We start from the raw sequence: 24,952 nt of genomic DNA on the forward strand, positions 1-24,952 counted from the left end.
TTTATACAGTTTTCCGGTCGAGCACGACATGGCGAATTTTCGCACCCATATCACGGTGGCTTCTACAGGCGGTATGCTGCTGGCTTATGCTGGCTGGCAACTGCAGTGGTGGGCACCTTCCCAGGCGTTATTGATGGTGATCTTGACCGCGTTTGGCGGTATTTTGCCCGATATCGATGCTGACCGGTCGCATTCGATCCGGCTTATTTTCAATATCCTTTCCGTACCGGCACTGGTGCTGGGCGTACTTATATTGCAGCCTTGGCTGTCCTCTGGGCAGTTGTTAATGGCCTGCGGTGGCGTCTACCTTGCGGTGCGCTATCTCGCGGGGATCACGTTTTCACGTTTTACGGTACACCGTGGTATCTGGCATTCACTGCTGGCGAGCCTTTTATGCGCGCTGCTGACAACGGCCGTGAGCTTTCAACTGCTTTCCCAGCCAGCGTGGCTGGCCTGGTCGCATGGGGCGGCGGTATGGATCGGGTTTGTTATTCACTTGCTGTTGGACGAAATCTACAGCGTCGACTTGGAAGGCGCTCGGCTCAAGCGGTCCTTCGGTACGGCGCTGAAGTTTGGCGATTGTCGCCGCCCGCTGTCGAATATGTTGATGCTGATTGCCTTGTTGCCCCTCTGGCCCTGCCTGCCTCCCTGGGGGGTGTTGGGCGAACTGATCAATCAAGGATCGCTGCTATGGCGGTAGTCGTCAGCGTGTAACCCATGTTTTTTCAGCTTGTCGTAGAACGTTTTGCGCGGAATGCCAAGATGGTGGCAGACCTCGGTGACGCGTCCATGATGGCGGGAAAGTGACTGGCTGATCAGGCTTTTTTCAAACAGCTCGACCTGGCGGGGAAGCGTTGGCTCTTCAGTATCTGCCTGAGCGCCTTCAAGCAGAGCATCCAGCCGGTAGTCAAAGGCCGCGCCAAGCAATACGTAGCGCTCGGCCAGGTTGCGCAATTCACGTACGTTACCTGGCCAGTCGTGGGCAAGTAGACTGGCAATGCCATGGCTGTCGATGGTGGGCGCTTCCAGACCGCTGCGGTTGGCAGCCACGACGGCAAAATGCTGGAAAAGTAGCGGTATATCCTCACGCCTTTCGCGCAGCGCTGGTAGCGGTAAGGTGACCACGTTGAGCCGGTAATAGAGATCTTCGCGAAAGCGACCCTCCTCGGCGGCGGCTTTGAGGTCGATTTTTGTGGCAGCAATCACACGGATATCGAGAGGTATCACATCGTTGGCACCCAGCCGCTCAATATGTCGTTCTTGGAGTACGCGTAACAGTTTGACCTGCAGGGCAAGGGGCATGGATTCAATTTCATCCAAAAAGACGGTGCCGCCGTTAGCGTGCTCAAACTTGCCGATTCGCCGTTCAACCGCACCGGTAAAGGCGCCTTTTTCATGGCCAAACAGTTCAGACTCGATGGTGTGTTCAGGCACGGCGCCACAGTTAATCGCCATGAAAGGGTGGTTGCGCCTTGCGCTGCGCTCGTGAATGGCTCGGGCCACCAGGTCTTTGCCGGTACCGGTTTCGCCGAACAGCAGTACGTCAGCTTCGACTTGGCTGATGCGCTGAATCATCGCGGCCAAGCGGGAGATCACCGGCGTTCTACCCACCAGGCGTGGGCCGAGTGCCGCTTGTTGAGCTTCAAGTTCCGCTTTTAGCCGATTATTTTCCAGGCTGAGCTGGCGTTTTTCGATACCCCGGCGCACCACGTCGAGCAATTCGTCACCGGCAAAAGGCTTTTCCAGAAAATCCCACGCCCCGGCGCGCATGGCCTCGACGGCCGTTGAAATATCACCGTGGCCGGTAATCAAAATGATTGGCAGGGTGCTGTCGCGACGATGCAGTTCGTGCAGCAACGTCATGCCATCCATACCCGGCATGCGAATGTCGCTGACAATGACACCCGGAAAGTTGGTGGGTAGTGCGGCCAGCGCCGCTTCGGCGGATTCAAAGCAGTGGGGCGTATACCCGGCAAGTTCAAGGGTCTGGCTGGCGGTGATGCGCAGATGCGGTTCGTCGTCAATCACCATGACCGGCAGCGTCGACGGCTCATGCATCGGAAGGAGTCTCCTGGGTAGACCGCGGAGCGGGAGCGAGAGGGAGTGTAATGGTAAAGCAGGCGCCGCCGTCAGGCAGGTTGGCTGCCTGCAACTTGCCGCCTAGATCGTCCATGATACGCGATGAAATGGAAAGCCCTAATCCTAGCCCGCTACCCGGGGCTTTGGTAGTGAAAAACGGCTCGAAAACCTGTTCAAGGTATTGGGACGGAATGCCAGGACCGTTATCAACAACCCGGATAATCACCTGCTGATGGTTGGCTTGAGCGCTAAGCATAAGCTGCGGTGAAGGCGTCTCTTTCATGGCCTGGAGGGCATTGCCGATTAAATTGACCAGTACCTGTTCCAGGCGTACCAGATCGGCTTTTACCCAAAGCGTGTCCTCGGGCCACTGCTGTTCAACGTCAATACGATCATCACGAAGTCGGCTCTGGAAGAGGCGCAAGGCGTAATCGGCACACGCCTGAACGGAAACAGTCTCTGGGTGGTCGCTGCTTTTACGGGAAAACTGGCGTAGCTGGGCGCTAATGTCGGCCATCCGGTGGGTGAGCTCGATAATCTGCTCCAGATTAGCATCTGCCTGTTCTACCCGGGACAGTTCGATAAAGCGTCGGGCGTTTTCGCTGTAGGCGCGAATAGCCGCTAGTGGCTGGTTAAGCTCGTGGTTAATGCCGGCGGCGAGCTGGCCTAATACCGCGAGCTTGGCGGCCTGGATGAGTTCGTCCTGGGTTTGACGTAGGTTGGCCTCTGCACGGCGACGTTCATCTATTTCATCAGAAAGGCGCTGGTTGCTGGCAACCAGATCGCGGGTGCGTCTCTCAACGCTTATCTCCAGCTCATCCCGTACGCGGGCCAGCGTCTGTCGCTCGCGCTCGGCGAATGTCTCGCGCTCACGGCGAAGCCGAAGCCGCTGCCAGCCGATACCTGCGGCCAGAGCGACGATTCCATAGAGGCCGCCGGCCATTAAGGCGGCCATCCATTGGGCGTTTACGACGGGGCTTAGCGGCTTGAGTATATGCATTTGCCAGTTAAACTCAGGGATTTCTCGGGTCAGGTTCAGATAGTGCTCGTCACTGAGCGGGCCTTCTTTAAACGTCACGACGCGACTATGTACATTCAAGATATCTTCCACCTGAATGCCCGAGGAGGGTAAGGGTTCTTGGCCGTAGCGCTTTGTTGCATGCAGTGATTGCCGCTGTCCGTCGGTCAGTGGATAAAGTGCACTCATGCGCAATTCGGGTTGGCTGGCGAGGAAAATGATATTGTCGTCGTCGGTAACGAACAGAGTGGATTCCTGTTCGGCCCAACTTTCTTCCACGTCGTTTAGCAATACTTTAATGACCAGGACGCCATCGGGACGCGCGTCGGGTGAGGTGTCATCGAGCCATACCGGGGACGAGAAGTAATAACCACGTTCCTGCGACTGCAGGCCGAGTCCGTAAAAGCGCCCCTGTCCACCGGCGATTGCATCTTGGTAATAGCTGCGAAACGCGTAATTTTGTCCGATGAAGGTGTTTGGACGGTGCCAGTTGCTGGCCGCGATTGTGTCAGCATTGCGGTCCAATAGATAAACGTCAGAAACGCCAGAGGTGAAGCGAAACCGATCCAGCAATAAGTTGAGGGGCATCGGGTCCTGGCTGTCCGGCGAGGCGAGAAAACGCTGTACACCTTCGCGCGTGGCAAGCATCTGGGGGAGATAGTCGTAACGTAACAGGTAGCCATTGAGGTTAGCGGCGGACAGGCGAAGTTCGTTTTCCGCCTCTTGCTGAAGGTTATTAAGTGCCTGTTCGCGGGCCAGGAGCGATGCTTGCCACATGCACAAGAAAAGCCCTAGCGTTACAGCGATCAACCATAGATACCGCCAGCGGAATAAAGGAATGTTCATGAGGGTGCCGAACTCGTGCCTTGGGCACGGCGCAAGGCACGCTGCGCGCGCGTTTCAGCTCGAGCTACTTCCAGCAAACCGTCCTCGACAAATACCAGGTGTTCGTGAGCGCGTGTACGTGCGTCTTCGGGCCGTCCCTCAATGATGGCATCCAGCAGTGACCGGTGTTGCTGCATCAGTTGGCTGCGTGAATCCGGTTTGGCAAAGAGGTGGGCTAAATTATCCACGATACTTTGTTCAAGTAGATGAAAAATACCGCGAATCGTATGTAACAGCAGAACATTATGGGCGGCTTCTGCAATGGCCAGGTGAAAGGCCGCATCCAACTTTGCTTCCTGGGCAGGGTTGGCACCGACAAATCCGCCGTCAAGTTCTTCAAAGCGTTGTATAAGAACGGCTTTATCGGCTGGCGTAGAGCGCAATGCCGCGTAATAAGCAGAAATGCCCTCCATGGCGTCGCGAAACTCAAGGAGATCCAGATGAAACTCTTTATGCCGGGAAAGCATCTCCAGCAACGGGTCGGTGTACCCGCTATTAAGCGACTCTTCGACAAAGGTGCCTCCGCCTTGACGGCTCGTTAACAAGCCGCGAGCCGATAGTTTCTGTATCGCTTCTCTTAAGGAAGGCCGTGACACACCAAATCTTTCAGCAAGCTCTCGCTCGGGCGGTAGGCGCTGCCCGGGTTTCAAGCTACCTTCTAGTATCATGGCCTCCAGGCGCTCGGTGATCACATCGGCTAATCGCTGCTGGCGTAGCGGAGGGTAGTTCATTGAATGGCTCTCTAAATTGGTAAGACCAATGATAGGGTTGTCACGTAATGAACTCAAGCTGCCAGGCAGGACAGGGCGCCTTTGTCAGTGCTTCAAATGAACGGGGTCAAGTAGTCGGGGTGGTTTAAGTAGAATTTTTCCGCACACCCCTTGCGTCCTCGTCAGCAAAGCCGTAAAGTACGCATCCGCTGCCGGGGACGCCCAGCGTTGCCAGCGGTGAATGAGGTGTAAAAACCTTGGTTTGTCAGTAGGTTAGGCAAATAGCAGGAAGGAAAGTTGAGTTAAACATTTCCTTCGCTTCTGCCAAACAGTCGTTGACAAACATTGGAAAGTGCGTAGAATACGCCTTCCTCGCTTAGCAGCGGCCACGTCAGGTTTTGAGGCCCGCAAGCGAAACGCTCTTTAATAATGTGATCAGGTAATTCATGTGGGCGCTTGCCGATGAGGGTGATAAATCACCAATTATCAAGGCAAGCGACTCGTCCAAGGTCTTCGGATCTTGAGAGAACGTTTGAAAACCTTGAGCCAAGTTTGATCCGCTTTTGTTACTTTCGAGTGACAAGTAAGGATCACAATGATTGTAAACTGAAGAGTTTGATCATGGCTCAGATTGAACGCTGGCGGCAGGCCTAACACATGCAAGTCGAGCGGTAACAGGTCCAGCTTGCTGGATGCTGACGAGCGGCGGACGGGTGAGTAACGCATAGGAATCTACCCGGTAGTGGGGGATAACCTGGGGAAACCCAGGCTAATACCGCATACGTCCTACGGGAGAAAGGGGGCTTCGGCTCCCGCTATTGGATGAGCCTATGCCGGATTAGCTGGTTGGTGAGGTAATGGCTCACCAAGGCGACGATCCGTAGCTGGTCTGAGAGGATGATCAGCCACATCGGGACTGAGACACGGCCCGAACTCCTACGGGAGGCAGCAGTGGGGAATATTGGACAATGGGGGCAACCCTGATCCAGCCATGCCGCGTGTGTGAAGAAGGCCCTCGGGTTGTAAAGCACTTTCAGCGAGGAAGAACGCCTGTCGGTTAATACCCGGCAGGAAAGACATCACTCGCAGAAGAAGCACCGGCTAACTCCGTGCCAGCAGCCGCGGTAATACGGAGGGTGCAAGCGTTAATCGGAATTACTGGGCGTAAAGCGCGCGTAGGTGGCTTGATAAGCCGGTTGTGAAAGCCCCGGGCTCAACCTGGGAACGGCATCCGGAACTATTAGGCTAGAGTGCAGGAGAGGAAGGTAGAATTCCCGGTGTAGCGGTGAAATGCGTAGAGATCGGGAGGAATACCAGTGGCGAAGGCGGCCTTCTGGACTGACACTGACACTGAGGTGCGAAAGCGTGGGTAGCAAACAGGATTAGATACCCTGGTAGTCCACGCCGTAAACGATGTCGACCAGCCGTTGGGTGCCTAGCGCACTTTGTGGCGAAGTTAACGCGATAAGTCGACCGCCTGGGGAGTACGGCCGCAAGGTTAAAACTCAAATGAATTGACGGGGGCCCGCACAAGCGGTGGAGCATGTGGTTTAATTCGATGCAACGCGAAGAACCTTACCTACCCTTGACATCCTGCGAACTTGTGAGAGATCACTTGGTGCCTTCGGGAGCGCAGAGACAGGTGCTGCATGGCTGTCGTCAGCTCGTGTTGTGAAATGTTGGGTTAAGTCCCGTAACGAGCGCAACCCTTGTCCCTATTTGCCAGCGATTCGGTCGGGAACTCTAGGGAGACTGCCGGTGACAAACCGGAGGAAGGTGGGGACGACGTCAAGTCATCATGGCCCTTACGGGTAGGGCTACACACGTGCTACAATGGCCGGTACAAAGGGCTGCGAGCTCGTGAGAGTCAGCGAATCCCTTAAAGCCGGTCTCAGTCCGGATCGGAGTCTGCAACTCGACTCCGTGAAGTCGGAATCGCTAGTAATCGTGCATCAGAATGGCACGGTGAATACGTTCCCGGGCCTTGTACACACCGCCCGTCACACCATGGGAGTGGACTGCACCAGAAGTGGTTAGCCTAACGTTGGAGGGCGATCACCACGGTGTGGTTCATGACTGGGGTGAAGTCGTAACAAGGTAGCCGTAGGGGAACCTGCGGCTGGATCACCTCCTTAAACGATGCATCATCCTCGCGGTAAGCGCTCACAATGAATTACCTGATCAGATAGCTGTCGATACGCAGTGATAAGCGTTTTCTTCACGTTAAAAAAGAGAAAAGACCTTTTTTTCCTTTTAATGTGAGCAAAGCATCCGCTTATCACTGCGCATAGCAGTCGCTCTTTAACAATGTATATCATGCTGACATGAACGTTTTTTTAAGACGTTCATACGTAATTGTTTTGTGATACGTCTCAAGCGTATCCGGCAATCGTTATCATTGCGAGACACCAGACCCCTTCGGGTTATAGGGTCAAGCAATGAAGCGCACACGGTGGATGCCTAGGCAGCCAGAGGCGATGAAAGACGTGGAAGCCTGCGATAAGGCTCGGCGAGGTGGCAAACAACCTGTGACCCGGGCATTTCTGAATGGGGAAACCCACTCATCATCAGATGAGTATCCCCCACTGAATATATAGGTGGGGGAGGCGAACCAGGGGAACTGAAACATCTAAGTACCCTGAGGAAAAGAAATCAACCGAGATTCCCCCAGTAGCGGCGAGCGAACGGGGACCAGCCCTTAAGCATGAGACTGACTAGCCGAACACGTTGGGAAGCGTGGCCGTAGCGGGTGATAGCCCCGTAGTCGAAAGTCTGATCATGTGAAATCGAGTAGGTCGGGGCACGAGAAACCTTGACTGAAGACGGGGGGACCATCCTCCAAGGCTAAATACTCCTGGCTGACCGATAGTGAACCAGTACCGTGAGGGAAAGGCGAAAAGAACCCCGAGAGGGGAGTGAAATAGATCCTGAAACCGTGTGCGTACAAGCAGTAGGAGCAGACTTGTTCTGTGACTGCGTACCTTTTGTATAATGGGTCAGCGACTTATATTCAGTGGCGAGGTTAACCGTATAGGGGAGCCGTAGGGAAACCGAGTCTTAACTGGGCGACACAGTCGCTGGATATAGACCCGAAACCGAGCGATCTATCCATGAGCAGGTTGAAGATTGAGTAACATCAATTGGAGGACCGAACCAGGATCTGTTGAAAAAGATTTGGATGACTTGTGGATCGGAGTGAAAGGCTAATCAAGCTCGGAGATAGCTGGTTCTCCTCGAAAGCTATTTAGGTAGCGCCTCACGTATCACCGCCGGGGGTAGAGCACTGTTTCGGCTAGGGGGTCATCCCGACTTACCAACCCGAGGCAAACTCCGAATACCGGTGAGTGCGAGCGTGGGAGACACACAGCGGGTGCTAACGTCCGTTGTGAAAAGGGAAACAACCCAGACCGTCAGCTAAGGTCCCGAAATCCTGGTTAAGTGGGAAACGATGTGGGAAGGCTCAGACAGCTAGGAGGTTGGCTTAGAAGCAGCCATCCTTTAAAGAAAGCGTAATAGCTCACTAGTCGAGTCGGCCTGCGCGGAAGATGTAACGGGGCTAAACCAGGTACCGAAGCTACGGGTTCACACTTAGGTGTGAGCGGTAGAGGAGCGTCGTGTACGCCGATGAAGGTGAATTGAGAAGTTCGCTGGAGGTATCACGAGTGCGAATGCTGACATGAGTAACGATAAAGGGAGTGAAAAACTCCCTCGCCGGAAGACCAAGGGTTTCTGTTCGACGCTAATCGGAGCAGAGTGAGTCGGCCCCTAAGGCGAGGCCGAAAGGCGTAGTCGATGGGAAACGGGTCAATATTCCCGTACCGGACATGATTGCGATGGGGGGACGAAGAAGGCTAGGTGAGCCAGGCGTTGGTAGTCCTGGTGAAAGTCGGTAGGCTGAGGGCTCAGGTAAATCCGGGCGCTCAAGGCCGAGAGACGAGACGAAGACACCACGGTGTTGAAGTCATCGATGCCACGCTTCCAGGAAAAGCCTCTAAGCTTCAGATCATGTGCGACCGTACCCCAAACCGACACAGGTGGTCAGGGTGAGAATCCCAAGGCGCTTGAGAGAACTCGGGTGAAGGAACTAGGCAAAATGGTGCCGTAACTTCGGGAGAAGGCACGCCGGCGTATTGTGAGAGCCCTCGCGGCTTCAGCGAGAACCGGTCGAAGATACCAGGTGGCTGCAACTGTTTAGTAAAAACACAGCACTCTGCTAACGCGTAAGCGGACGTATAGGGTGTGACGCCTGCCCGGTGCCGGAAGGTTAAGTGATGGTGTTAGCCGCAAGGCGAAGCTCTTGATCGAAGCCCCGGTAAACGGCGGCCGTAACTATAACGGTCCTAAGGTAGCGAAATTCCTTGTCGGGTAAGTTCCGACCTGCACGAATGGCGTAATGATGGCCACGCTGTCTCCACCCGAGACTCAGTGAAATTGAAATCGCCGTGAAGATGCGGTGTACCCGCGGCTAGACGGAAAGACCCCGTGAACCTTTACTATAGCTTCACACTGGACGCTGATGTTGCCTGTGTAGGATAGCTGGGAGGCTTAGAAACCCGGACGCCAGTTCGGGTGGAGCCAGCCTTGAAATACCAGCCTGGCATCATTGGCGTTCTCACTCAGGTCCGTTATCCGGATCGAGGACAGTGTGTGGTGGGTAGTTTGACTGGGGCGGTCTCCTCCCAAAGCGTAACGGAGGAGCACGAAGGTACCCTCAGCACGGTCGGACATCGTGCAATGAGTGCAAGAGCATAAGGGTGCTTGACTGCGAGACAGACACGTCGAGCAGGTGCGAAAGCAGGTTCTAGTGATCCGGTGGTTCTGTATGGAAGGGCCATCGCTCAACGGATAAAAGGTACTCCGGGGATAACAGGCTGATACCGCCCAAGAGTTCACATCGACGGCGGTGTTTGGCACCTCGATGTCGGCTCATCACATCCTGGGGCTGAAGTCGGTCCCAAGGGTATGGCTGTTCGCCATTTAAAGTGGTACGCGAGCTGGGTTTAGAACGTCGTGAGACAGTTCGGTCCCTATCTGCCGTGGGCGTTGGATGTTTGAGAAGGGCTGCTCCTAGTACGAGAGGACCGGAGTGGACGCACCTCTGGTGTTCCGGTTGTCACGCCAGTGGCATTGCCGGGTAGCTATGTGCGGACGGGATAACCGCTGAAAGCATCTAAGCGGGAAGCCCCCTTCAAGATGAGACATCCCTGAGGCCTAGAGCCTCCTGAAGGGCCCAGCGAGACCAGCTGGTTGATAGGCACGGTGTGGACGCGCTGCAAGGCGTTGAGCTAACGTGTACTAATGGCCCGTGAGGCTTGACCCTATAACACCCAAGGGGTCTGGTCGTGATGATAACGACGCGTGTGAAGACACGCAGAGAACCGGATACGCGTACTGAGCCAAGTGGTGATGACACAGGGCTTGGTAGGAGACGCACACAAAACACAGCATGATATGCATTTAAAGTTACGCCTGACGACCATAGCAAGCGTGAACCACCTGATCCCTTGCCGAACTCAGCAGTGAAACCGCTTCGCGCCGATGGTAGTGTGGGGTCTCCCCATGCGAGAGTAGGTCATCGTCAGGCACTTATTTAACGAAGCCCCGGCCATTTGGTCGGGGCTTTGTTTTTAGGGGTCTCCCCATGAAGCGTATCGGAGCGCCGACCGTCGGAAGGCCGCCCCGAACATCGTCAGGCACCTATACCGCAGAAACCCCCGAGCACATCGTGCTCGGGGGTTTTTGTGTGCGTGGAAGAAAACCGCTATTGAAAAGGCGGCTTGCGCCGCCCTTAAAAACGATGCTGGTCATTAACCGCAGATCACTTCCAGCGCTTCAATCAAGCTGTCCATCTCGTCATCGGTGCCGATGGTGATGCGCAGGAAGTTGTTGAGTTCCGGGGTATTGAAATGACGGACCAGGATGCCGCGTTCACGTAAGTCAGCAAATATCTGAGCCCCTGCATAATCAGGGTGCTGGGCAAGCACAAAGTTAGCCTTGGAGGGCAATACCTCAAATCCCAGCACTTCAAGGCGCTGACGGGTACGCTCACGGGTGGTAATCACATGCTCGCGACAGGCTTCAAAATGCTCGACATCCTTCAGTGCGGCGATGCCCACCAGGCTGGCCAGACTATCCACGGGATAAGAGTTAAAGGAATCCTTTACCCGCAGCAAGCCATCAATCAATTCCTCCGAACCTACCGCATAGCCAAGGCGCAGGCCTGCCAGGCTGCGGGATTTGGAGAATGTCCCGGTAACGAGCAGGTTGGGGTAGCGGTCAATCAACGCTACAGCGCTCTCAGCGCCGAAATCGACATAGGCTTCATCCACCAATACCACACGATCCGTGACCCGGTTAAGCAGCGACTCAATGACCTCCAGCGAGTGTGCGTGGCCGGTAGGTGCATTCGGGTTGGCAAAGATAACGCCGCTTCGATGAGTTTCCGCCGTCAACGCATCGATATCGACTTCCCACTGCTTATTGAGTGGGTGCTTACGCAACTCAATGCCATAAAGATTGGCGTAAACGGGATAGAAGCTGTAGGTAATCGAGGGAACGTCTAGCGGCGCGCCATGGCGGAAAAACGCCTGAAAGGCAAGCGCGAGCACTTCATCGGAACCATTACCGACAAACACCTGGCTGCTGGCTACCTTAAACGTCTCCGCGAGCGCCTCACGCAGCGCTGTAGAGGTTGGGTCCGGATAGAGACGCAGATGATCGGTTGCATAATCGCGGAGCGCGTTGCCGACACCAGGGGCAGGCGGGTAAGGGTTTTCATTGGTATTGAGCTTTACAAGCTGCTCACGTGGCTGCTCACCGGGCACGTATGGCGTAAGTTCGCGAACGGCCGGACTCCAGTATTGGCTCATGGGGGTAACCTGATTATCCTTGCAAGATAGCCCATGGTCGCTTGAAGGCTAACTGAGCGCAAGCATTCAGCTCTCAGGGGTGGGCGTCGCACCTTGTAGGCGTTATGCTGTCACAAGTGCGCGTAACAAAGAAAATGTCCAACACGATAAGGAGAGACCCAATGCAACTCAGGAGTTTGCTAGCCGGTTCGGCTATGTTGGCACTTCTAGCTGGCTGCGCGAGCGGCCCAATGGAACAGCCGCAAGAAGAGGAAGCGACCGCACAGGCGACTTATCAGGGCTCACTGCCTTGCCGTAACTGCGACGGTATCGATCTGGATGTCACCATGATGGGTGAAGAAATGAGTGCTGCAGAAGAACGCACCTTCACGCTGAATGCGTCCTATCGCAACCATCCGCAAAATCCACCGGATGAAAACTATCAAGGTAATTGGGAAGTTCTCAGTGGAACACCATCGAATCCCGATGCCACTGTTTACGAGCTGACGCCTAACGGCGATGGCCAGATCTATTACTTTTTACGCATCGATGAAAGCACCTTGGAGTTGATCGACCCCGAGCGTCGTCGCTTTGAAAATGGTGAAACGCTGCAGCTTACCCGCCAGTAACGGCACATGTTGCACATGTAAAGGCGGCCATTGGCCGCCTTTTGTGTATGTAATGAATGAAATGGAGGCTCACTGCGGTGGCAAAAGCCAAAAGCGCTTTCGTTTGCACCGAATGCGGTGCGGAATACCGGAAATGGCAGGGGCAATGTTCCAGTTGCCAGGAATGGAACACGCTAAGCGAGGTGCGTCTGGCAAGTGCCCGCCCCGGCAGTGGAGCTGGTGGCACCGGGCGGGCAGGCTATGCGGGGGATCACTCTCGACAGATTGTAGACCTTGGCCAGGTTGATCTCAGCGAAGTCCCGAGGCTAACGTCGACCTTTGCCGAATTTGACCGTGTGCTGGGCGGTGGCCTAGTGCCAGGTTCTGCGGTGTTGTTGGGTGGTAACCCTGGAGCAGGGAAGTCGACGCTACTGCTGCAAACCGCCTGCAAGCTGGCCCAGCAACGACGTATCGTCTACGTGACGGGAGAGGAGTCGCTTTCTCAGGTGGCCATGCGTGCCCATCGACTGCAGCTCCCCACCCAAGGCTTGAAGATGCTGGCGGAAACCAGTGTGGAGACCATTCTGGCAGTAGCCGAACGGGAAAACCCCGAGGTTCTGGTGATCGATTCGATTCAGACCATGCACCTTGAAGATATCGCCTCGGCACCGGGTGGGGTTGCCCAGGTACGTGAGTCGGCCGCGGCTCTCACACGTTTTGCCAAGCAAACGAATACCGTTCTGCTATTGGTGGGGCATGTCACCAAAGATGGCACGCTGGCAGGGCCGAAAGTACTTGAGCATATGATTGATGCCTCGCTGTTACTTGAAGGTGGGGCCGACTCCCGTTTTCGTACCCTGCGCGGCCAGAAAAACCGCTTTGGCGCTGTCAACGAACTGGGCGTGTTCGCCATGCTCGAGCAGGGCTTGAAAGAGGTCAAAAATCCCAGTGCGATTTTCTTGTCCCGGCAGGAAGAGCAAGCGCCGGGCAGCCTGGTAATGGTGGTCTGGGAAGGCACGCGGCCTATATTGGTAGAAGTGCAGGCGCTGGTGGATGAGTCGGCGCTGGGTAATCCACGGCGGGTGGCGGTGGGCGTGGATCAGAACCGCCTCGCCATGCTATTGGCTGTTCTTAACCGCCATGGCGGTTTGTTTACCGGCGACCAGGACGTGTTTTTAAACGTCGTGGGGGGCGTCAAGGTACTCGAAACCAGCGCGGACCTGGCCGTGCTTTTGGCAGTTGTTTCCAGCCTGCAAAACCGTGCTTTACCACGAGAACTGGTGGTGTTTGGTGAAGTCGGCCTGTCGGGCGAAATACGTCCGGTGCCGAGCGGGCAGGAGCGGATTACCGAGGCGGCAAAGCATGGCTTTCAGCGAGCCATTGTGCCACGCGCCAACGCCCCGAAACAGCCACCAAAGGGGATGGAGGTCATCGCCGTGGATAAATTGAGCGATGCGCTCGATGCCCTCTAACCGGTTGCGATTGGGTTACACTGAATTGATATCAATGAGCCAAGGAGAGACACCATGAGTTCCATTCGATTAACGCAATACAGTCATGGTGCTGGCTGTGGCTGCAAAATTGCGCCCGATGTCTTGGATCATATTCTTGCCAAGGCAGGCCCTGCGGCCAAGAATAAGCGGCTTGTCGTCGGTAATCAGGGGCGTGAAGACGCGGCTGTTTATGACCTGGGTGACGGTCGCGGCATGATTGCCACCACTGATTTCTTTATGCCCATTGTCGACGATCCGTTTGATTTTGGGCGTATTGCCGCCACCAATGCGATCAGCGACGTCTACGCCATGGGCGGCACCCCGGTCATGGCGTTGGGGATTCTGGGCTGGCCCCTGGATAAATTAAGTGCCGACGTCGCCGGTGATGTGGTGGCCGGGGCCCAGGCCGTCTGTCGTGAACTTGGCGTGTCTCTGGCGGGAGGCCATTCCATCGACGCGCCCGAGCCGATATTTGGGCTGTCGGTGAATGGCCTGGTGGAGCTTGATAAATTGAAGCTAAATTCCCATGCCAAGCCCGGTGACCTGCTGTTCCTTACCAAACCGATTGGCGTTGGCATGCTCACGACGGCGGAAAAACGTGGCCTGCTAGCCGCGGGCCATCATGGGTTGGCACGCGAAACCATGCTGCAATCGAATCGTATTGGGGTGCCGCTGGCTGAGATAAAAGGCGTGAATGCCATGACGGATGTCACCGGGTTCGGCTTGGCTGGCCATCTGTCCGAGATGTGCCGAGCCAGTGGTGTCATGGCACAAATTGATTTTCGTCGCTTGCCGCGCCTGGCTGAAGCGGAAAGCTATCGTCGGCAAGGGGCAGTGCCTGGTGGTACGCAACGCAATCGCGATGCGCTGGGCAGTGCGCTACCCGATATGGATGAAGCCCACTGGCAATGGCTGTGTGATCCACAAACCTCAGGTGGCTTGCTGCTGGCGGTCGATCCGGCGTGGGAAGACGATGTCGAACGCATTGGACGTACGTTCGGGCTGACGTTGCAGCCGTTTGGGAAGCTCAAAAAGCCCCAGGGCGAGTCACTGATTGAGGTTATCGGGTGATATTGCCAACGGTGTCTGCCGATCTTCAGCTTATTCGTCAGGGCCATCCATTGATTGATGTACGCGCGCCTGTTGAGTTTGCCAAGGGGGCCTTGCCCGGTGCTGTCAACTTGCCACTGATGGAAGATGAAGAACGCCGCCGCGTCGGCATTGCGTACAAGGAACAGGGCCAGCAAGCGGCGATTGCACTGGGCAACGAGCTGGTCAGCGGGGCCGTCAAGGAGGCCCGTATGGCAGCTTGGCGGGATTATTTGACCCGTCACCCCGAAGCCGTGATTTACTGTTTTCGAGGTGGCTTGCGCTCGCAAATTGTTCAGCAGTGGCTTGCCGAGTCAGGCGTGGTCAGGCCACGTATCGAGGGAGGCTGGAAAGCGCTGCGCCAACGCCTGATCGCCCATATAGACGTGGCGGCTCAACAGCCACTGCTGATAGTGGGCGGTTTGACGGGCTGCGCTAAAACGGTGCTGGTCAATCGCTTAGCCAATGGCGTCGATCTGGAAGGCTTTGCCAAGCACAAAGGCTCCGCCTTTGGTCGTTCGCCTGAGCCTCCACCTTGCCAGATCGACTTTGAACACCGATTGTCAAAGCGCTTGCTTGCGCTTCCCGGTCCTCTGGTGGTGGAAGACGAGTCGCGGCAAATAGGTGAAGTGAATGTGCCGTTAAGCTTTTGGGGTGCGATGGAACACGCGCCGCGTTTACGCGTCGAGATGCCCCTGGACTGGCGTCTGGAGCAGCTGCGGCGCGACTATATTCTCGATCTCGAGCACGCCTACCGGCTCCGTTACGGGCCTGAAGAAGGGTGGCAGCGAATGTGTCGGCAGCTAAGTAACGCCTTGTTGCGGTTGAAGAAGCGACTGGGCAACGCGAGGTTGCAGCGGTTGCAGAGGCTGCAAGCACTGGCTTTTACGGCGCATGAGCAGGGCAATACACAAGCGCACGAGGCTTGGCTAGCCCCGCTGCTCACGGAATATTACGACCCCATGTATCGCTATCATCTGGAACGCCAGCGTGACGCTGGTGTACCTGAATACCACGCGGGGGACTGGGAAAGCTGCCTGGCGGCGGCCCGCCAATGGAGCCTCGACCAGACAACTGCTCGCTAAGCAATCGAGATGGTTAGAGCGATGCGGGGCGAAGCCACTGACTCAGCAAGCGGTCAAGCAGTGCCGCCAGTGTGTCAAAGCGCTTGGGGCTCTGGCGTATATCCGCCTCGGTCTGCAGGAAGTCGCGGCGTTCTGCCTCGAGAGGATGGCGCGCCAATAGCGGCTCGATACTTTCTTGAGTGACTTCAAGGTGGCATAGCAGCCCGACCACGCGGCCTGCGTCCCAACTGAAGCCCTGAAGCGGTGCCGCTTCGCTCCCCCCACAGGGTAAGGCATCATCGGGCAGGCTGAAGACATAGCGATGCCACATGAAGGCATCGAACTGCTCGGGCAGGTCGATGGGACTTTCCGGTGCCAGGTGGATGGTGTGCCAGCCTGATTCGGGGTAGGTGCCGAGGGCGACCACGCTGCCGAGCGCGTCGGCGATCCATAACGCTCCCAGGCCAATACCCAGTAAAGGCTTCTGGCCATCCAGATAGCGATTAATCAGCTTGTTTTCGGCCTTGAACCAGGCCGGTGGCTGTTCGATGAAGCGGTCTGGCCCGTCCAGAACGATAAGGGCGTCACTATCGCTGGCGCGTGGGACCAACTCATGATCATAGAGATGAAAAATGGTGAAGCTGTGCCCCATACTGGTTAGCCAGTCGGTTAATCGGGCGGGTCCATGGTCAGGGCCGTGCTGTAGCAGATGAATATGCATGGTAATCTCCTCGCCGGCCTTGCGGCAATTTGCCAACAGAGGCTGCCGACACGATGGCGACGATAACGTATTGTCCGGCGTTCACCAATAACTTGAGTTACTCAATCCAGGAATAGCGTATGGCGTCCACCAATCCCCCCGGCTTTTATCAACGGCTACAACAGTTGCCGCTAGCCGCTCAGCAAGCATTTATGGCCGCACTCTGTGAGCGACTACTGCCCAACTATGCGCTTTATGAACAGACCACCGGGCATGGCGATGGGCATACGCTGCGGGCGGTGCTCAACCTGGTCTGGGAGCGCCTCAGCGTGCCCGGCGCGAGCATCGATTTTGCCCGTCAGGCAGAAAAACTGGCCGAATGTGAGCCGCCCGAAGGCGACGAAAGCTTTGGCGCGCGTCGGGCTCTGGATGCGGTCGTGTCGATATCGGCATTGCTGGATACGCTGCAGGGCGAGTCGCCGGAAGCCGTGCTGGATGTCAGCCGCACCTCACGCGCCGGGGTACGCGCCTTTATCGAGCTGACCGAAGGCGAAGAAGACGCCAACGCGCTGGCGCTCCTCATCCGTGACCATCCATTGACGGAAGACGAAAATAACTTCCAGGACGCTGTTTTAGAAGAAGTGTCGCAGCCGCTGACCAAAGACACCCTGAAAGATATTCGCCAGCTTGGCCGTAATGGCGGCGTCAGTAACCTGGGATTATCGCTGGACGAGGCATAACGCTGGCCGCCGCCGGACAAGTCGACGGCTTTGAGCGGGTCACAAGCGCATGTCGATACCGCGTTCGGCCATGTAACGCTTCGCTTCAGGAATGGTGTATTCACCGAAGTGGAAAATGCTGGCGGCCAAGACGGCGTCAGCGCCGCCTTTCAGTACCCCGTCAACGAGGTGGTCCAAGTTGCCTACCCCGCCCGACGCAATCACCGGCACGCTGACCGCTTCTGCAATCGCGTGGGTCACCCCCAGGTCAAAGCCTGACTTGGTGCCGTCGCGGTCCATGCTGGTGAGGAGTAGCTCGCCTGCACCGAGGTCCACCATCTTTTTTGCCCACTCGATGGCATCCAGCCCTGTCGGGCGGCGTCCACCGTGGGTGAAAATCTCCCAGCGTGGCGGTTCACCCTCGCCGGATACCTTTTTGGCATCAATGGCCACCACAATGCATTGACTGCCGAAGCGCTCAGCCGCCTCAAAGACGAAGTCGGGGTTGGTGACCGCTGCCGTGTTGATGGAGACTTTATCGGCGCCGGCATTCAGCATGGTGCGAATATCGTCGCAGCTGCGGATACCGCCGCCCACGGTAAGCGGAATAAACACTTCTCCCGCAATACGCTCCACCATTTCCACCGTGGTGGCGCGGTCTTCATGGCTCGCGGTGATGTCCAGAAAGGTGATCTCATCGGCGCCCTGCTGGTTGTAGCGCTTGGCGATTTCCACCGGGTCACCGGCATCGCGGATACCCACGAAATTCACGCCTTTGACCACCCTGCCTGCATCGACATCCAGGCAGGGAATAATGCGTTTGGCGAGACTCATTTACGGCCTCCCGTCAGTTGATCGCTCAGGCGCTGGGCGTCGGCAAGGTCCAGGCTGCCTTCATAAATAGCGCGTCCGGTGATGGCGCCCAGGATGCCGCTATCAGCGACCTTGCAAAGGGCTTGGATATCGTCAAGATTAGTCACACCACCTGAGGCGATGACCGGTAGGCCGCCTTCTCGGGCAAGCTCCGCAGTCGCCTCGATATTGACGCCTTGCATCATGCCGTCTCGGGCGATGTCGGTGTAAACAATGCTCGATACACCGTCGTCGGCGAAGCGTTTGGCCAGATCGGTGGCCTTGAGCGTGGAGACCTCTGCCCAGCCGTCGGTGGCCACAAAGCCTTCCTTTGCATCGAGACCGACAATGATATGGCCCGGGAAAGCGCGGCACATATCAGTGACGAAATCCGGCTCTTTCACCGCTTTGGTGCCGATGATGACATAAGAAACGCCTGCCTTGAGGTAGTGCTCAATGGTCTCGGCCGAGCGGATGCCGCCGCCAATCTGAATGGGGAGGTCCGGATAAGCCCGCGCAATGGCCGTCACTGCGTCGCCATTGACCGGCTTGCCTTCAAACGCACCGTTCAAATCCACCAGATGCAGGCGGCGTGCCCCCGCTTCCACCCAACGGGCGGCCATGGCAACGGGGTCATCGCCATAGGAGGTGGCATCGTCCATTCGGCCTTGCTTCAAACGGACACACTGGCCGTCTTTGAGATCAATCGCGGGAATTACCAACATAACCAAACCTCTTAAGGCGTCCAGGTGACAAAGTTTTCCAGCAGGCGTAGACCCGCGCGGGCACTTTTCTCGGGGTGAAACTGCACGGCGAAGGTGCTGTCGCGGCCGATGGCGACATGAGCATTCACACTGCCATAGTCCGTTGTACCGAATACGTGAGCGTCATCCGCCGCTTCTACATAGTAGCTATGCACAAAGTAGAAATGTTCATGCTGCTCGATGCCTTCCCATAGCGGGTGTGGCTGACGCTGATGTAACAAGTTCCAGCCCATATGTGGCACTTTCAAGCGCTGGTCGTGCTGGTCGTGCTGGTCGCGCATGGTGGCGGGAAAGCGCTTCACGTTGCCAGGGAAAAAGCCCAGACAATCAACGCCACCGTTTTCGTCACTGCGTTCCAACAGCATCTGCTGGCCTACGCAGATACCCAAAAGCGGCTTGGCCTGGCGCGTCAGGATGTCGTCGACCAATCCGCGTAGTTCAGTCCGCTCCAGTTCGCCGACGCAATCGCGGATCGCCCCCTGGCCAGGCAAGACCAGCCGGGTGGCCCCTAAAATGCGTCGTGGGTCACGGGTAATGACCACGTTTTCATGAGTAACATGCTCGAGTGCCTTGGCGACCGAGTGCAGATTACCCATGCCATAGTCGATGACAGCGATGGTCATTAAGCGCTCCTTATAAGCTTCCCTTGGTCGAGGGCATTTGCCCCGCCATGCGCGGATCTTCGCTAACCGCCATGCGCAGTGCCCGGCCGAAGGCTTTGAAAATGGTCTCGACCTGGTGGTGAGCGTTCAGGCCCTTCAGGTTATCGATGTGCAACGTAACACGTGCATGATTGACGAATCCTTGGAAAAACTCGGCAACCAGTTGGGTTTCGAAGTGGCCGATGGTGTCGCGTGTAAAGTCTGCCTTCATATACAAACCGGGGCGACCCGAGAAATCCACCACGACACGGGATAATGCTTCATCCAGCGGGACATAGGCATGGCCGTAGCGATAAATGCCGCGCTTGTCGCCCACGGCTTCGGCAAATGCCTGGCCAAGCGTGATGCCCAAATCCTCAACGGTGTGGTGGTCATCGATGTGCAGGTCGCCCTTGGCATTGATGTCGAGGTCTATCATGCCATGACGTGCTATCTGGTCGAGCATGTGATCGAGAAACGGTACGCCGGACTGTCCAGACAGGTGACCTTCGCCGTCAAGGTTGACGCTGACGCTGATCTGCGTTTCGTTGGTGTCACGGCTTACCGTGGCGATTCGCGCTGACATCATGCAACTCCTGCGCTGTTGCGCACTCTAGAAGAAAGCCGATGGCCCAAATGAACATACCACCGAGCGAGAAGGATAAAGCCTTCTGCAAAGCGGCCATTATAGTGAATCGGTGCCCCCATCCGCTACAATGCTTAAAAGGTAACCGCCTTCCATTGTGAAGAAAAAGCAGCCTTGCTGCGTTGGTGAAGAGGAATACTCCATGCCGGTGACACTGCATTACGTCGACCAAGCCCGGTGGCAAGCCGATGAGCAAGTGCGCCTTGATCTGATACGCATCTATTATGATGCGCCACAGGACCGAATGCCCAGCCAAACGGTCGAGCCTTTTATCGAGCAGCATTTGCAGCAGCATTTTTTCGGCTGCGCCCATTTCAATGACCGCTTATTGGGGGCTGTCGCGATCAAACAGGGTCAAGACGGTGCCTGGTGGCTATCAGATTTGTGTGTTCGCAAGACTACCCGGCGCCGGGGCGTAGGGTCCCGTTTGATGGCGTTACTCGGTGAAAAAGCCAAGCAGGATGGGCGTGTCTTGCGCATCGCCACGTCGTCGCTACCGTTGGCCGACCGCGTCTTGTTGTCAAAACTGGGGTACCGGCCTGTCGCAAATACTGAAAAGCCGTCTTTAGAGGCCCCGGTAACCAGCGATTTTGTTGAATTAGACCCTCGTTGAATTAAACCCACAAGGAAAGGGTAATGAGACAATTATTACGCATTGTACTCGCTGCAATTGGTATTTTGGCGATTGTGGCTGTCGCGGCTGTCGTGTACGTAACGACATTTTTAGACCCGGAGGACTTTAAGCCTCGCCTCACTGCCGTGGTCGAAGAACAAACAGGACTGAACCTGGATCTGGATGGACCGATCAACTGGTCGTTTTATCCGCGTATTGGCGTCAGCGTAGAGACGGCCAATGCCAGGCTTCCCAGTCAAGATGAAGAAGACACGGCGTTTGCGGCGGTCGACCGTGCCGAGGTCAGCGTCGCTTTTGCGCCCTTGTTACGCGGTGAAATAGCCGTTGATGGCTTGACCCTGAACGGCGTGCGTTTAAATCTGCAGCGCAATGCCGACGGCGAGGGCAACTGGGAGCCGCTTCTGGACAGGCTTGTAGAGCAAAGCGAAGAAGCCGAAACCGTGCTGGCGCCAGCGAGTGCGGGTCCCAACGTGGATGCTGGCAGCCTGGAAGTCGTGTTGAGTATTGCCAATGTCAATATCAGCGGGGCCAATATCCGTTTCCGGGATGAGCAGGCCCAAGCGCTGTGGCATGTGCGAGACCTGAATGTCTCTGGTAGTAACGTCAATCCTGTTCGTGCCTTTCCGCTTAAGGCCATGTTCACCTTGACAAAGCACAATAACCTGGACGCTGAGGCATTGGAGCGAGCGCCCAATATATCAAGCGATATCGGCCTTGAAACACGCATGCAACTTGGCTTGTCAGAACAGAAGTTTGTGCTGGAAAACACCCAACTTAGTACGCGCACACGGTTTGAGGCTGAAGGCGAACCGCAGCAGTTCGACGTATCAGCGACTGAAGCCATTGTCCGGCTCGCTGAGCAGCAACTGAGCATTCGCGATGGAAAGCTGGAAACCACTCTTCGCCATCCGGAAAACTGGGATGGTGGGCTGGCGCTGGCGCTTGCGTTTGGTCTGGATGGAGACTGGCAGGCGCAAACCGCACGGTTAAAAGAACTGCAACTGACCGGGCCTGATAACCTGCGTGTCAGCGGTCACCTTAACGTGTCGCAATTCCGCGATGCGCCGGAATACCAAGGTCAGTTAACCGTCGCGCCATTCACCTTGCGCCCGTGGTTGGCTCGGTCGGGTGTGGTGCTTGAGACGGCAAGTGAAGCGGCACTCAGCGATGTTGCCATGACCAGCCCCATTGAAGGGGACTTGCAGAAAGTATCGCTACCCAGCCTCTCGCTGGTAGTGGATGACAGTACTTTTACTGGCAATATCGCGTCGCGACTGGACGGGTCGCGTGTCGACTTTGACCTTCAAGGTGACGTGCTCAACCTGGACCGTTATCTGCCGCGCCAAGAAACCGAACAGCAAGCAAGCTTGGAGGTTATCAAGGCCGCCGTTGCCGACGGCCCGGCTGAGCTCCTGCCCCAGGCGTGGTTGGCGTCGTCAAGCGTGAATGGCAGCCTGAATATCGAGTCGCTTGAGCTGGCGGGCATGGCGTTCAGCGATGCGCGCCTCCAGATGCAGGGCGATCAGGGGCTGCATCAGCTAAGCAATTTTGAAGCGGGCTTTTACGAAGGCGAATTGACCGCGAGCGGGCGCATAGACGCCACTCAGGATGAACTGCAGTGGGCGCTTTCACCCACCATGCAAAATGTTCAGGTAGCGCCGCTTATCGAGACGTTGAGCGAGGGTGATGAGGCGTCTCCGCTGAGGGGGCGACTTAATCTGAGCGGAGATCTCACAACGCGCGGTAATCAGCGCGAGGCATTGCTGCGCCACCTGAATGGCGACCTGAAGGCCCGGTTAACGGAGGGCGCCATTCTCGACATTAATGTCTCTCAAGAGATGTGCGAGCTTGCTGCCCGGCTGGAAGGCGAGGAAGTCCAGCGTGACTGGTCAAGCGATACCGCCTTCGATGAGTTTGCCGCAACGCTGCAGATTCGAGACGGCGTGGTGCGCAGCGACGATTTGATCATCACCGTGCCGGGGATCGAGGTAAAGGGCGAGGGCGAATACGACCTCACCAGCCAACGGTTTGATACGCATGCCAATGCCGGGCTTGTGGATACCGCAGATGCCGCGTGCGATGTGAATCCCCGTCTTGAAGCACTGCCGTTGCCATTGCGTTGCGAGGGCCATATCAGCGACGCCCGTGGCGAGTGGTGTCGTTTTGATCGTGATGCTTTTCAGGGTGCTGTTGTCGAGCTCATTCAGGAAGAAGCCGGTGGGCAGGTAAGCAAAGCCCTTGAGGAACGCCTGGGCGAATCGCTTGATTCACTTGACGAACGTCTGGGTGAAGGCAGTGGCAATGCCTTGCGTGAGGGGCTGCAGCGTTTATTTGATTAGTGGCCATCAGCCCGAACAGCGCCGGTCTTGAATCGGCGCTGTTTTTTTATATTAGCGCAATGCTTGATTAAGGAGTTTGCATGACGGACATGCCCGCGCCGCGGCTGGCCGCTGAGGTGTTTCAACAGCGTTTGCTAGACTGGTTTGACCGCTACGGTCGCCATGATCTGCCCTGGCAATCACCGCGCAGCGCCTACCGCGTTTGGGTCTCTGAAATCATGCTGCAACAGACCCAGGTGGCCACGGTCATTGCCTATTTTGAGCGCTTTATGGCGCGTTTTCCGACGCTGGAGGCACTGGCCGAGGCGCCTCAGGATGAAGTGCTATACCTGTGGACCGGGCTAGGTTACTACGCCCGAGCGCGTAATCTGCATAAAGCCGCGCAAGTGGCGCTTGAGGCCCACAACGGGGAACTACCCACCGACAGCGTCGAGGGGCTCATGGCGCTGCCTGGCATCGGCCGTTCGACGGCGGGAGCGATTATCGCCCAGAGCACCGGGCGGCGTGCTGCTATCCTGGATGGCAACGTCAAGCGTTCGCTGACGCGCTTGCATGCGGTGGCGGGCTGGCCGGGTAAACCTGCCGTCGAACGCAAACTGTGGGCCCTCGCTGACTACTACACGCCCGATTCCCGCGTGGCGGATTACACCCAGGCCATGATGGATTTTGGTGCCACGCTATGTAAGCGCAGTACCCCGCTTTGCGGGCATTGTCCTTTCAATGATGTCTGCCTGGCCTACGCGCAAGGCGAGACCAAGCGCTATCCTGAATCCAAGCCCAAGAAACCCTTGCCCACGCGGGAAACCATCATGTTGATGCTTTACGACCCAGACGGACGGGTGTGGCTTGAGCAACGTCCGGCAAGCGGGCTTTGGGGTGGGCTTTGGAGCCTGCCGCAGTTTGACAGCCAAAGCCAACTGGCCTCATGGTTGGATGACCATGTGCTGGGGCCTGAGCGTTTGCCACCTCTGGCCTGTTTTCAGCATACCTTCAGTCATTTTCGTCTGGCGATTACCCCGCAGCCAGTCAGTTGCGATAGGCTGAAGGGCGTGCGCGAAGGAGGTGTCTGGTACGACCCCAGCCAACCGGCTGAGCTCGGCCTGGCCGCCCCTGTAAAGTCGCTGATCAATCAACTTACCCCTTTCACACTGACGTCGACGCCAGGGCACGCTTGACCCTGAGTAGCCGCTAAGTCTAGGAGCCATCTCATGCCGCAGACCGTATTTTGCCGCAAGTATCAACAAGAGCTGGAAGCCCTGCCATTTCCACCCCTGCCGGGGAAGCAGGGCCAGGAAATCCAGGCAACCGTTTCCAAGCAGGCCTGGGAAGACTGGCAGGCATTGCAAACGCGCTTGATCAATGAAAAACACCTCAACATGTTAGACCCCGAGGCTCGCGCCTACCTGATGGAGCAGATGCAGCGCTTTTTCGATAACCAGGAAACCGACCAGGCCGAAGGTTACGTGCCGCCGACACAAGCCACATAACTTGCCGACAAAACGGAAAGTTTTATAAAGGAGTTGACGAAAAGCCGAGATTCTTGTTTAATACGCACCGTTGGCAGCGGCCAGATAGCTCAGTCGGTAGAGCAGGGGATTGAAAATCCCCGTGTCGGCGGTTCGATTCCGTCTCTGGCCACCACACTGCTGGGGTATCGCCAAGTGGTAAGGCACCGCTTTTTGGTAGCGGCATTCCCAGGTTCGAATCCTGGTACCCCAGCCATTGCCGACTTTACGTGTAGCCGACATAGCTCAGTTGGTAGAGCAACTGACTTGTAATCAGTAGGTCCCGGGTTCGACTCCTGGTGTCGGCACCACTAAAAGTGGTTTAGAAACAGCACGTTAAAGAATTTTAAAAGGCCGC

Annotated in this window: 19 protein-coding genes, 3 tRNA genes and 3 rRNA genes; 16 read left to right on the forward strand and 9 right to left on the reverse strand. The window is 56.5% G+C overall.

What is annotated here, in order from left to right; translation table 11 throughout:
- The first annotated feature begins 28 nt into the window (after window positions 1-28).
- Window positions 29-700 carry a metal-dependent hydrolase gene (locus IT895_RS01820; protein WP_199284533.1) on the forward strand — a complete coding sequence of 224 codons (672 nt, stop codon included), beginning with the start codon at window positions 29-31 and terminating at the stop codon, window positions 698-700.
- On the opposite strand, the gene IT895_RS01825 is transcribed toward IT895_RS01820, so the two are convergent.
- From IT895_RS01825 to IT895_RS01835, 3 genes are read right to left on the reverse strand one after another with little or no spacing between them, the layout of a single operon-like run.
- Entirely contained in the window at window positions 676-2,058 is a 1,383-nt protein-coding gene (locus IT895_RS01825; RefSeq protein WP_085920345.1) for a sigma-54-dependent transcriptional regulator, read from the reverse strand. The two genes, IT895_RS01820 and IT895_RS01825, sit on opposite strands and share 25 nt — an antisense overlap.
- The gene (locus IT895_RS01830; RefSeq protein WP_199284534.1) at window positions 2,051-3,943 is read right to left on the reverse strand and encodes a sensor histidine kinase; all 1,893 of its coding nucleotides are present in this window, start codon (window positions 3,941-3,943) and stop codon (window positions 2,051-2,053) included. The genes IT895_RS01825 and IT895_RS01830 overlap by 8 nt, the downstream gene beginning before the upstream one ends.
- Window positions 3,940-4,713, reverse strand: coding sequence for a GntR family transcriptional regulator (locus IT895_RS01835; protein WP_199284535.1), 774 nt, complete (start codon window positions 4,711-4,713; stop codon window positions 3,940-3,942). Before IT895_RS01835 ends, IT895_RS01830 begins: the two co-directional genes overlap by 4 nt.
- 582 nt (window positions 4,714-5,295) lie before the next feature.
- Between IT895_RS01835 and IT895_RS01840 the strand changes: the two genes are divergently transcribed.
- The 3 genes from IT895_RS01840 to rrf all read left to right on the forward strand — a co-directional run bounded on the left by IT895_RS01840 (window position 5,296) and on the right by rrf (window position 10,276).
- A 16S ribosomal RNA gene (locus IT895_RS01840) occupies window positions 5,296-6,827 on the forward strand.
- Window positions 6,828-7,121: 294 nt separating this feature from the next.
- Window positions 7,122-10,012: ribosomal RNA gene (locus IT895_RS01845) — 23S ribosomal RNA — on the forward strand.
- Between the two features lie 148 nt (window positions 10,013-10,160).
- Window positions 10,161-10,276 (forward strand): 5S ribosomal RNA (gene rrf, locus IT895_RS01850).
- The 16S, 23S and 5S rRNA genes sit together here, the layout of an rRNA operon.
- 223 nt (window positions 10,277-10,499) lie before the next feature.
- On the opposite strand, the gene hisC is transcribed toward rrf, so the two are convergent.
- A complete protein-coding gene (hisC, locus tag IT895_RS01855; protein ID WP_199284536.1) occupies window positions 10,500-11,561 on the reverse strand; it encodes a histidinol-phosphate transaminase in 1,062 nt (353 codons plus the stop codon).
- A gap of 161 nt (window positions 11,562-11,722) precedes the next feature.
- Here hisC and IT895_RS01860 point away from each other — a divergent pair, with 161 nt between their 5' ends.
- From IT895_RS01860 to mnmH, 4 genes are all read left to right on the forward strand, one after another.
- Complete coding sequence (locus IT895_RS01860; RefSeq protein WP_085919118.1) at window positions 11,723-12,169, forward strand: copper resistance protein NlpE N-terminal domain-containing protein; 447 nt, start codon at window positions 11,723-11,725, stop codon at window positions 12,167-12,169.
- 77 nt (window positions 12,170-12,246) lie between these two features.
- Window positions 12,247-13,620, forward strand: a complete 1,374-nt coding sequence (gene radA, locus IT895_RS01865) for a DNA repair protein RadA (RefSeq protein ID WP_085919117.1) — start codon at window positions 12,247-12,249, stop codon at window positions 13,618-13,620.
- 54 nt (window positions 13,621-13,674) lie between these two features.
- Window positions 13,675-14,712: a selenide, water dikinase SelD gene (gene selD / locus IT895_RS01870; RefSeq protein ID WP_085919116.1), complete on the forward strand. Its 1,038-nt coding sequence runs from the start codon at window positions 13,675-13,677 to the stop codon at window positions 14,710-14,712.
- On the forward strand, window positions 14,709-15,815 hold the full coding sequence (mnmH, locus tag IT895_RS01875) for a tRNA 2-selenouridine(34) synthase MnmH (protein WP_199284537.1): 1,107 nt from the start codon (window positions 14,709-14,711) through the stop codon (window positions 15,813-15,815). The genes selD and mnmH overlap by 4 nt, the downstream gene beginning before the upstream one ends.
- Window positions 15,816-15,828: 13 nt before the next feature.
- Here mnmH and IT895_RS01880 read toward each other — a convergent pair whose 3' ends face one another.
- Window positions 15,829-16,515, reverse strand: a complete 687-nt coding sequence (locus IT895_RS01880; protein WP_085919114.1) for a type 1 glutamine amidotransferase — start codon at window positions 16,513-16,515, stop codon at window positions 15,829-15,831.
- A gap of 119 nt (window positions 16,516-16,634) precedes the next feature.
- Between IT895_RS01880 and IT895_RS01885 the strand changes: the two genes are divergently transcribed.
- On the forward strand, window positions 16,635-17,234 hold the full coding sequence (locus tag IT895_RS01885; protein ID WP_066319837.1) for a YjaG family protein: 600 nt from the start codon (window positions 16,635-16,637) through the stop codon (window positions 17,232-17,234).
- 39 nt (window positions 17,235-17,273) lie between these two features.
- Here the strand turns inward: IT895_RS01885 and hisF are convergent, their stop codons facing one another.
- From hisF to hisB, 4 genes are read right to left on the reverse strand one after another with little or no spacing between them, the layout of a single operon-like run.
- Window positions 17,274-18,047, reverse strand: a complete 774-nt coding sequence (gene hisF, locus IT895_RS01890) for an imidazole glycerol phosphate synthase subunit HisF (protein WP_085919113.1) — start codon at window positions 18,045-18,047, stop codon at window positions 17,274-17,276.
- A complete protein-coding gene (hisA, locus tag IT895_RS01895) occupies window positions 18,044-18,790 on the reverse strand; it encodes a 1-(5-phosphoribosyl)-5-[(5-phosphoribosylamino)methylideneamino]imidazole-4-carboxamide isomerase (protein WP_085919112.1) in 747 nt (248 codons plus the stop codon). Before hisA ends, hisF begins: the two co-directional genes overlap by 4 nt.
- Window positions 18,791-18,801: 11 nt before the next feature.
- Window positions 18,802-19,452, reverse strand: coding sequence for an imidazole glycerol phosphate synthase subunit HisH (gene hisH, locus IT895_RS01900; protein ID WP_199284538.1), 651 nt, complete (start codon window positions 19,450-19,452; stop codon window positions 18,802-18,804).
- A 10-nt stretch (window positions 19,453-19,462) separates the two neighbouring features.
- Window positions 19,463-20,056 carry an imidazoleglycerol-phosphate dehydratase HisB gene (gene hisB, locus IT895_RS01905; protein WP_085919111.1) on the reverse strand — a complete coding sequence of 198 codons (594 nt, stop codon included), beginning with the start codon at window positions 20,054-20,056 and terminating at the stop codon, window positions 19,463-19,465.
- Window positions 20,057-20,258: 202 nt separating this feature from the next.
- Here hisB and IT895_RS01910 point away from each other — a divergent pair, with 202 nt between their 5' ends.
- The 7 genes from IT895_RS01910 (at window position 20,259) to IT895_RS01940 (ending at window position 24,905) form a co-directional block, all read left to right on the forward strand.
- Window positions 20,259-20,729 (forward strand): GNAT family N-acetyltransferase, encoded by a 471-nt coding sequence (locus IT895_RS01910; RefSeq protein WP_085919110.1) that lies wholly within the window; start codon window positions 20,259-20,261, stop codon window positions 20,727-20,729.
- A 23-nt stretch (window positions 20,730-20,752) separates the two neighbouring features.
- Window positions 20,753-23,089 (forward strand): AsmA family protein, encoded by a 2,337-nt coding sequence (locus IT895_RS01915; RefSeq protein ID WP_085919109.1) that lies wholly within the window; start codon window positions 20,753-20,755, stop codon window positions 23,087-23,089.
- An 80-nt stretch (window positions 23,090-23,169) separates the two neighbouring features.
- Complete coding sequence (gene mutY / locus IT895_RS01920; protein WP_199284539.1) at window positions 23,170-24,264, forward strand: A/G-specific adenine glycosylase; 1,095 nt, start codon at window positions 23,170-23,172, stop codon at window positions 24,262-24,264.
- Between the two features lie 33 nt (window positions 24,265-24,297).
- Complete coding sequence (locus IT895_RS01925; protein ID WP_085919107.1) at window positions 24,298-24,576, forward strand: oxidative damage protection protein; 279 nt, start codon at window positions 24,298-24,300, stop codon at window positions 24,574-24,576.
- A 78-nt stretch (window positions 24,577-24,654) separates the two neighbouring features.
- Window positions 24,655-24,730 (forward strand) — tRNA-Phe (locus IT895_RS01930).
- A 6-nt stretch (window positions 24,731-24,736) separates the two neighbouring features.
- Window positions 24,737-24,811: transfer RNA gene (locus IT895_RS01935), tRNA-Gln, on the forward strand.
- Window positions 24,812-24,829: 18 nt separating this feature from the next.
- A tRNA-Thr gene (locus tag IT895_RS01940) sits at window positions 24,830-24,905 on the forward strand.
- Window positions 24,906-24,952: the final 47 nt, after the last annotated feature.

The sequence above is a fragment of the Halomonas sp. A40-4 genome (genome assembly GCF_015767635.1).
In the GTDB taxonomy this organism is placed as follows: domain Bacteria; phylum Pseudomonadota; class Gammaproteobacteria; order Pseudomonadales; family Halomonadaceae; genus Vreelandella; species Vreelandella janggokensis.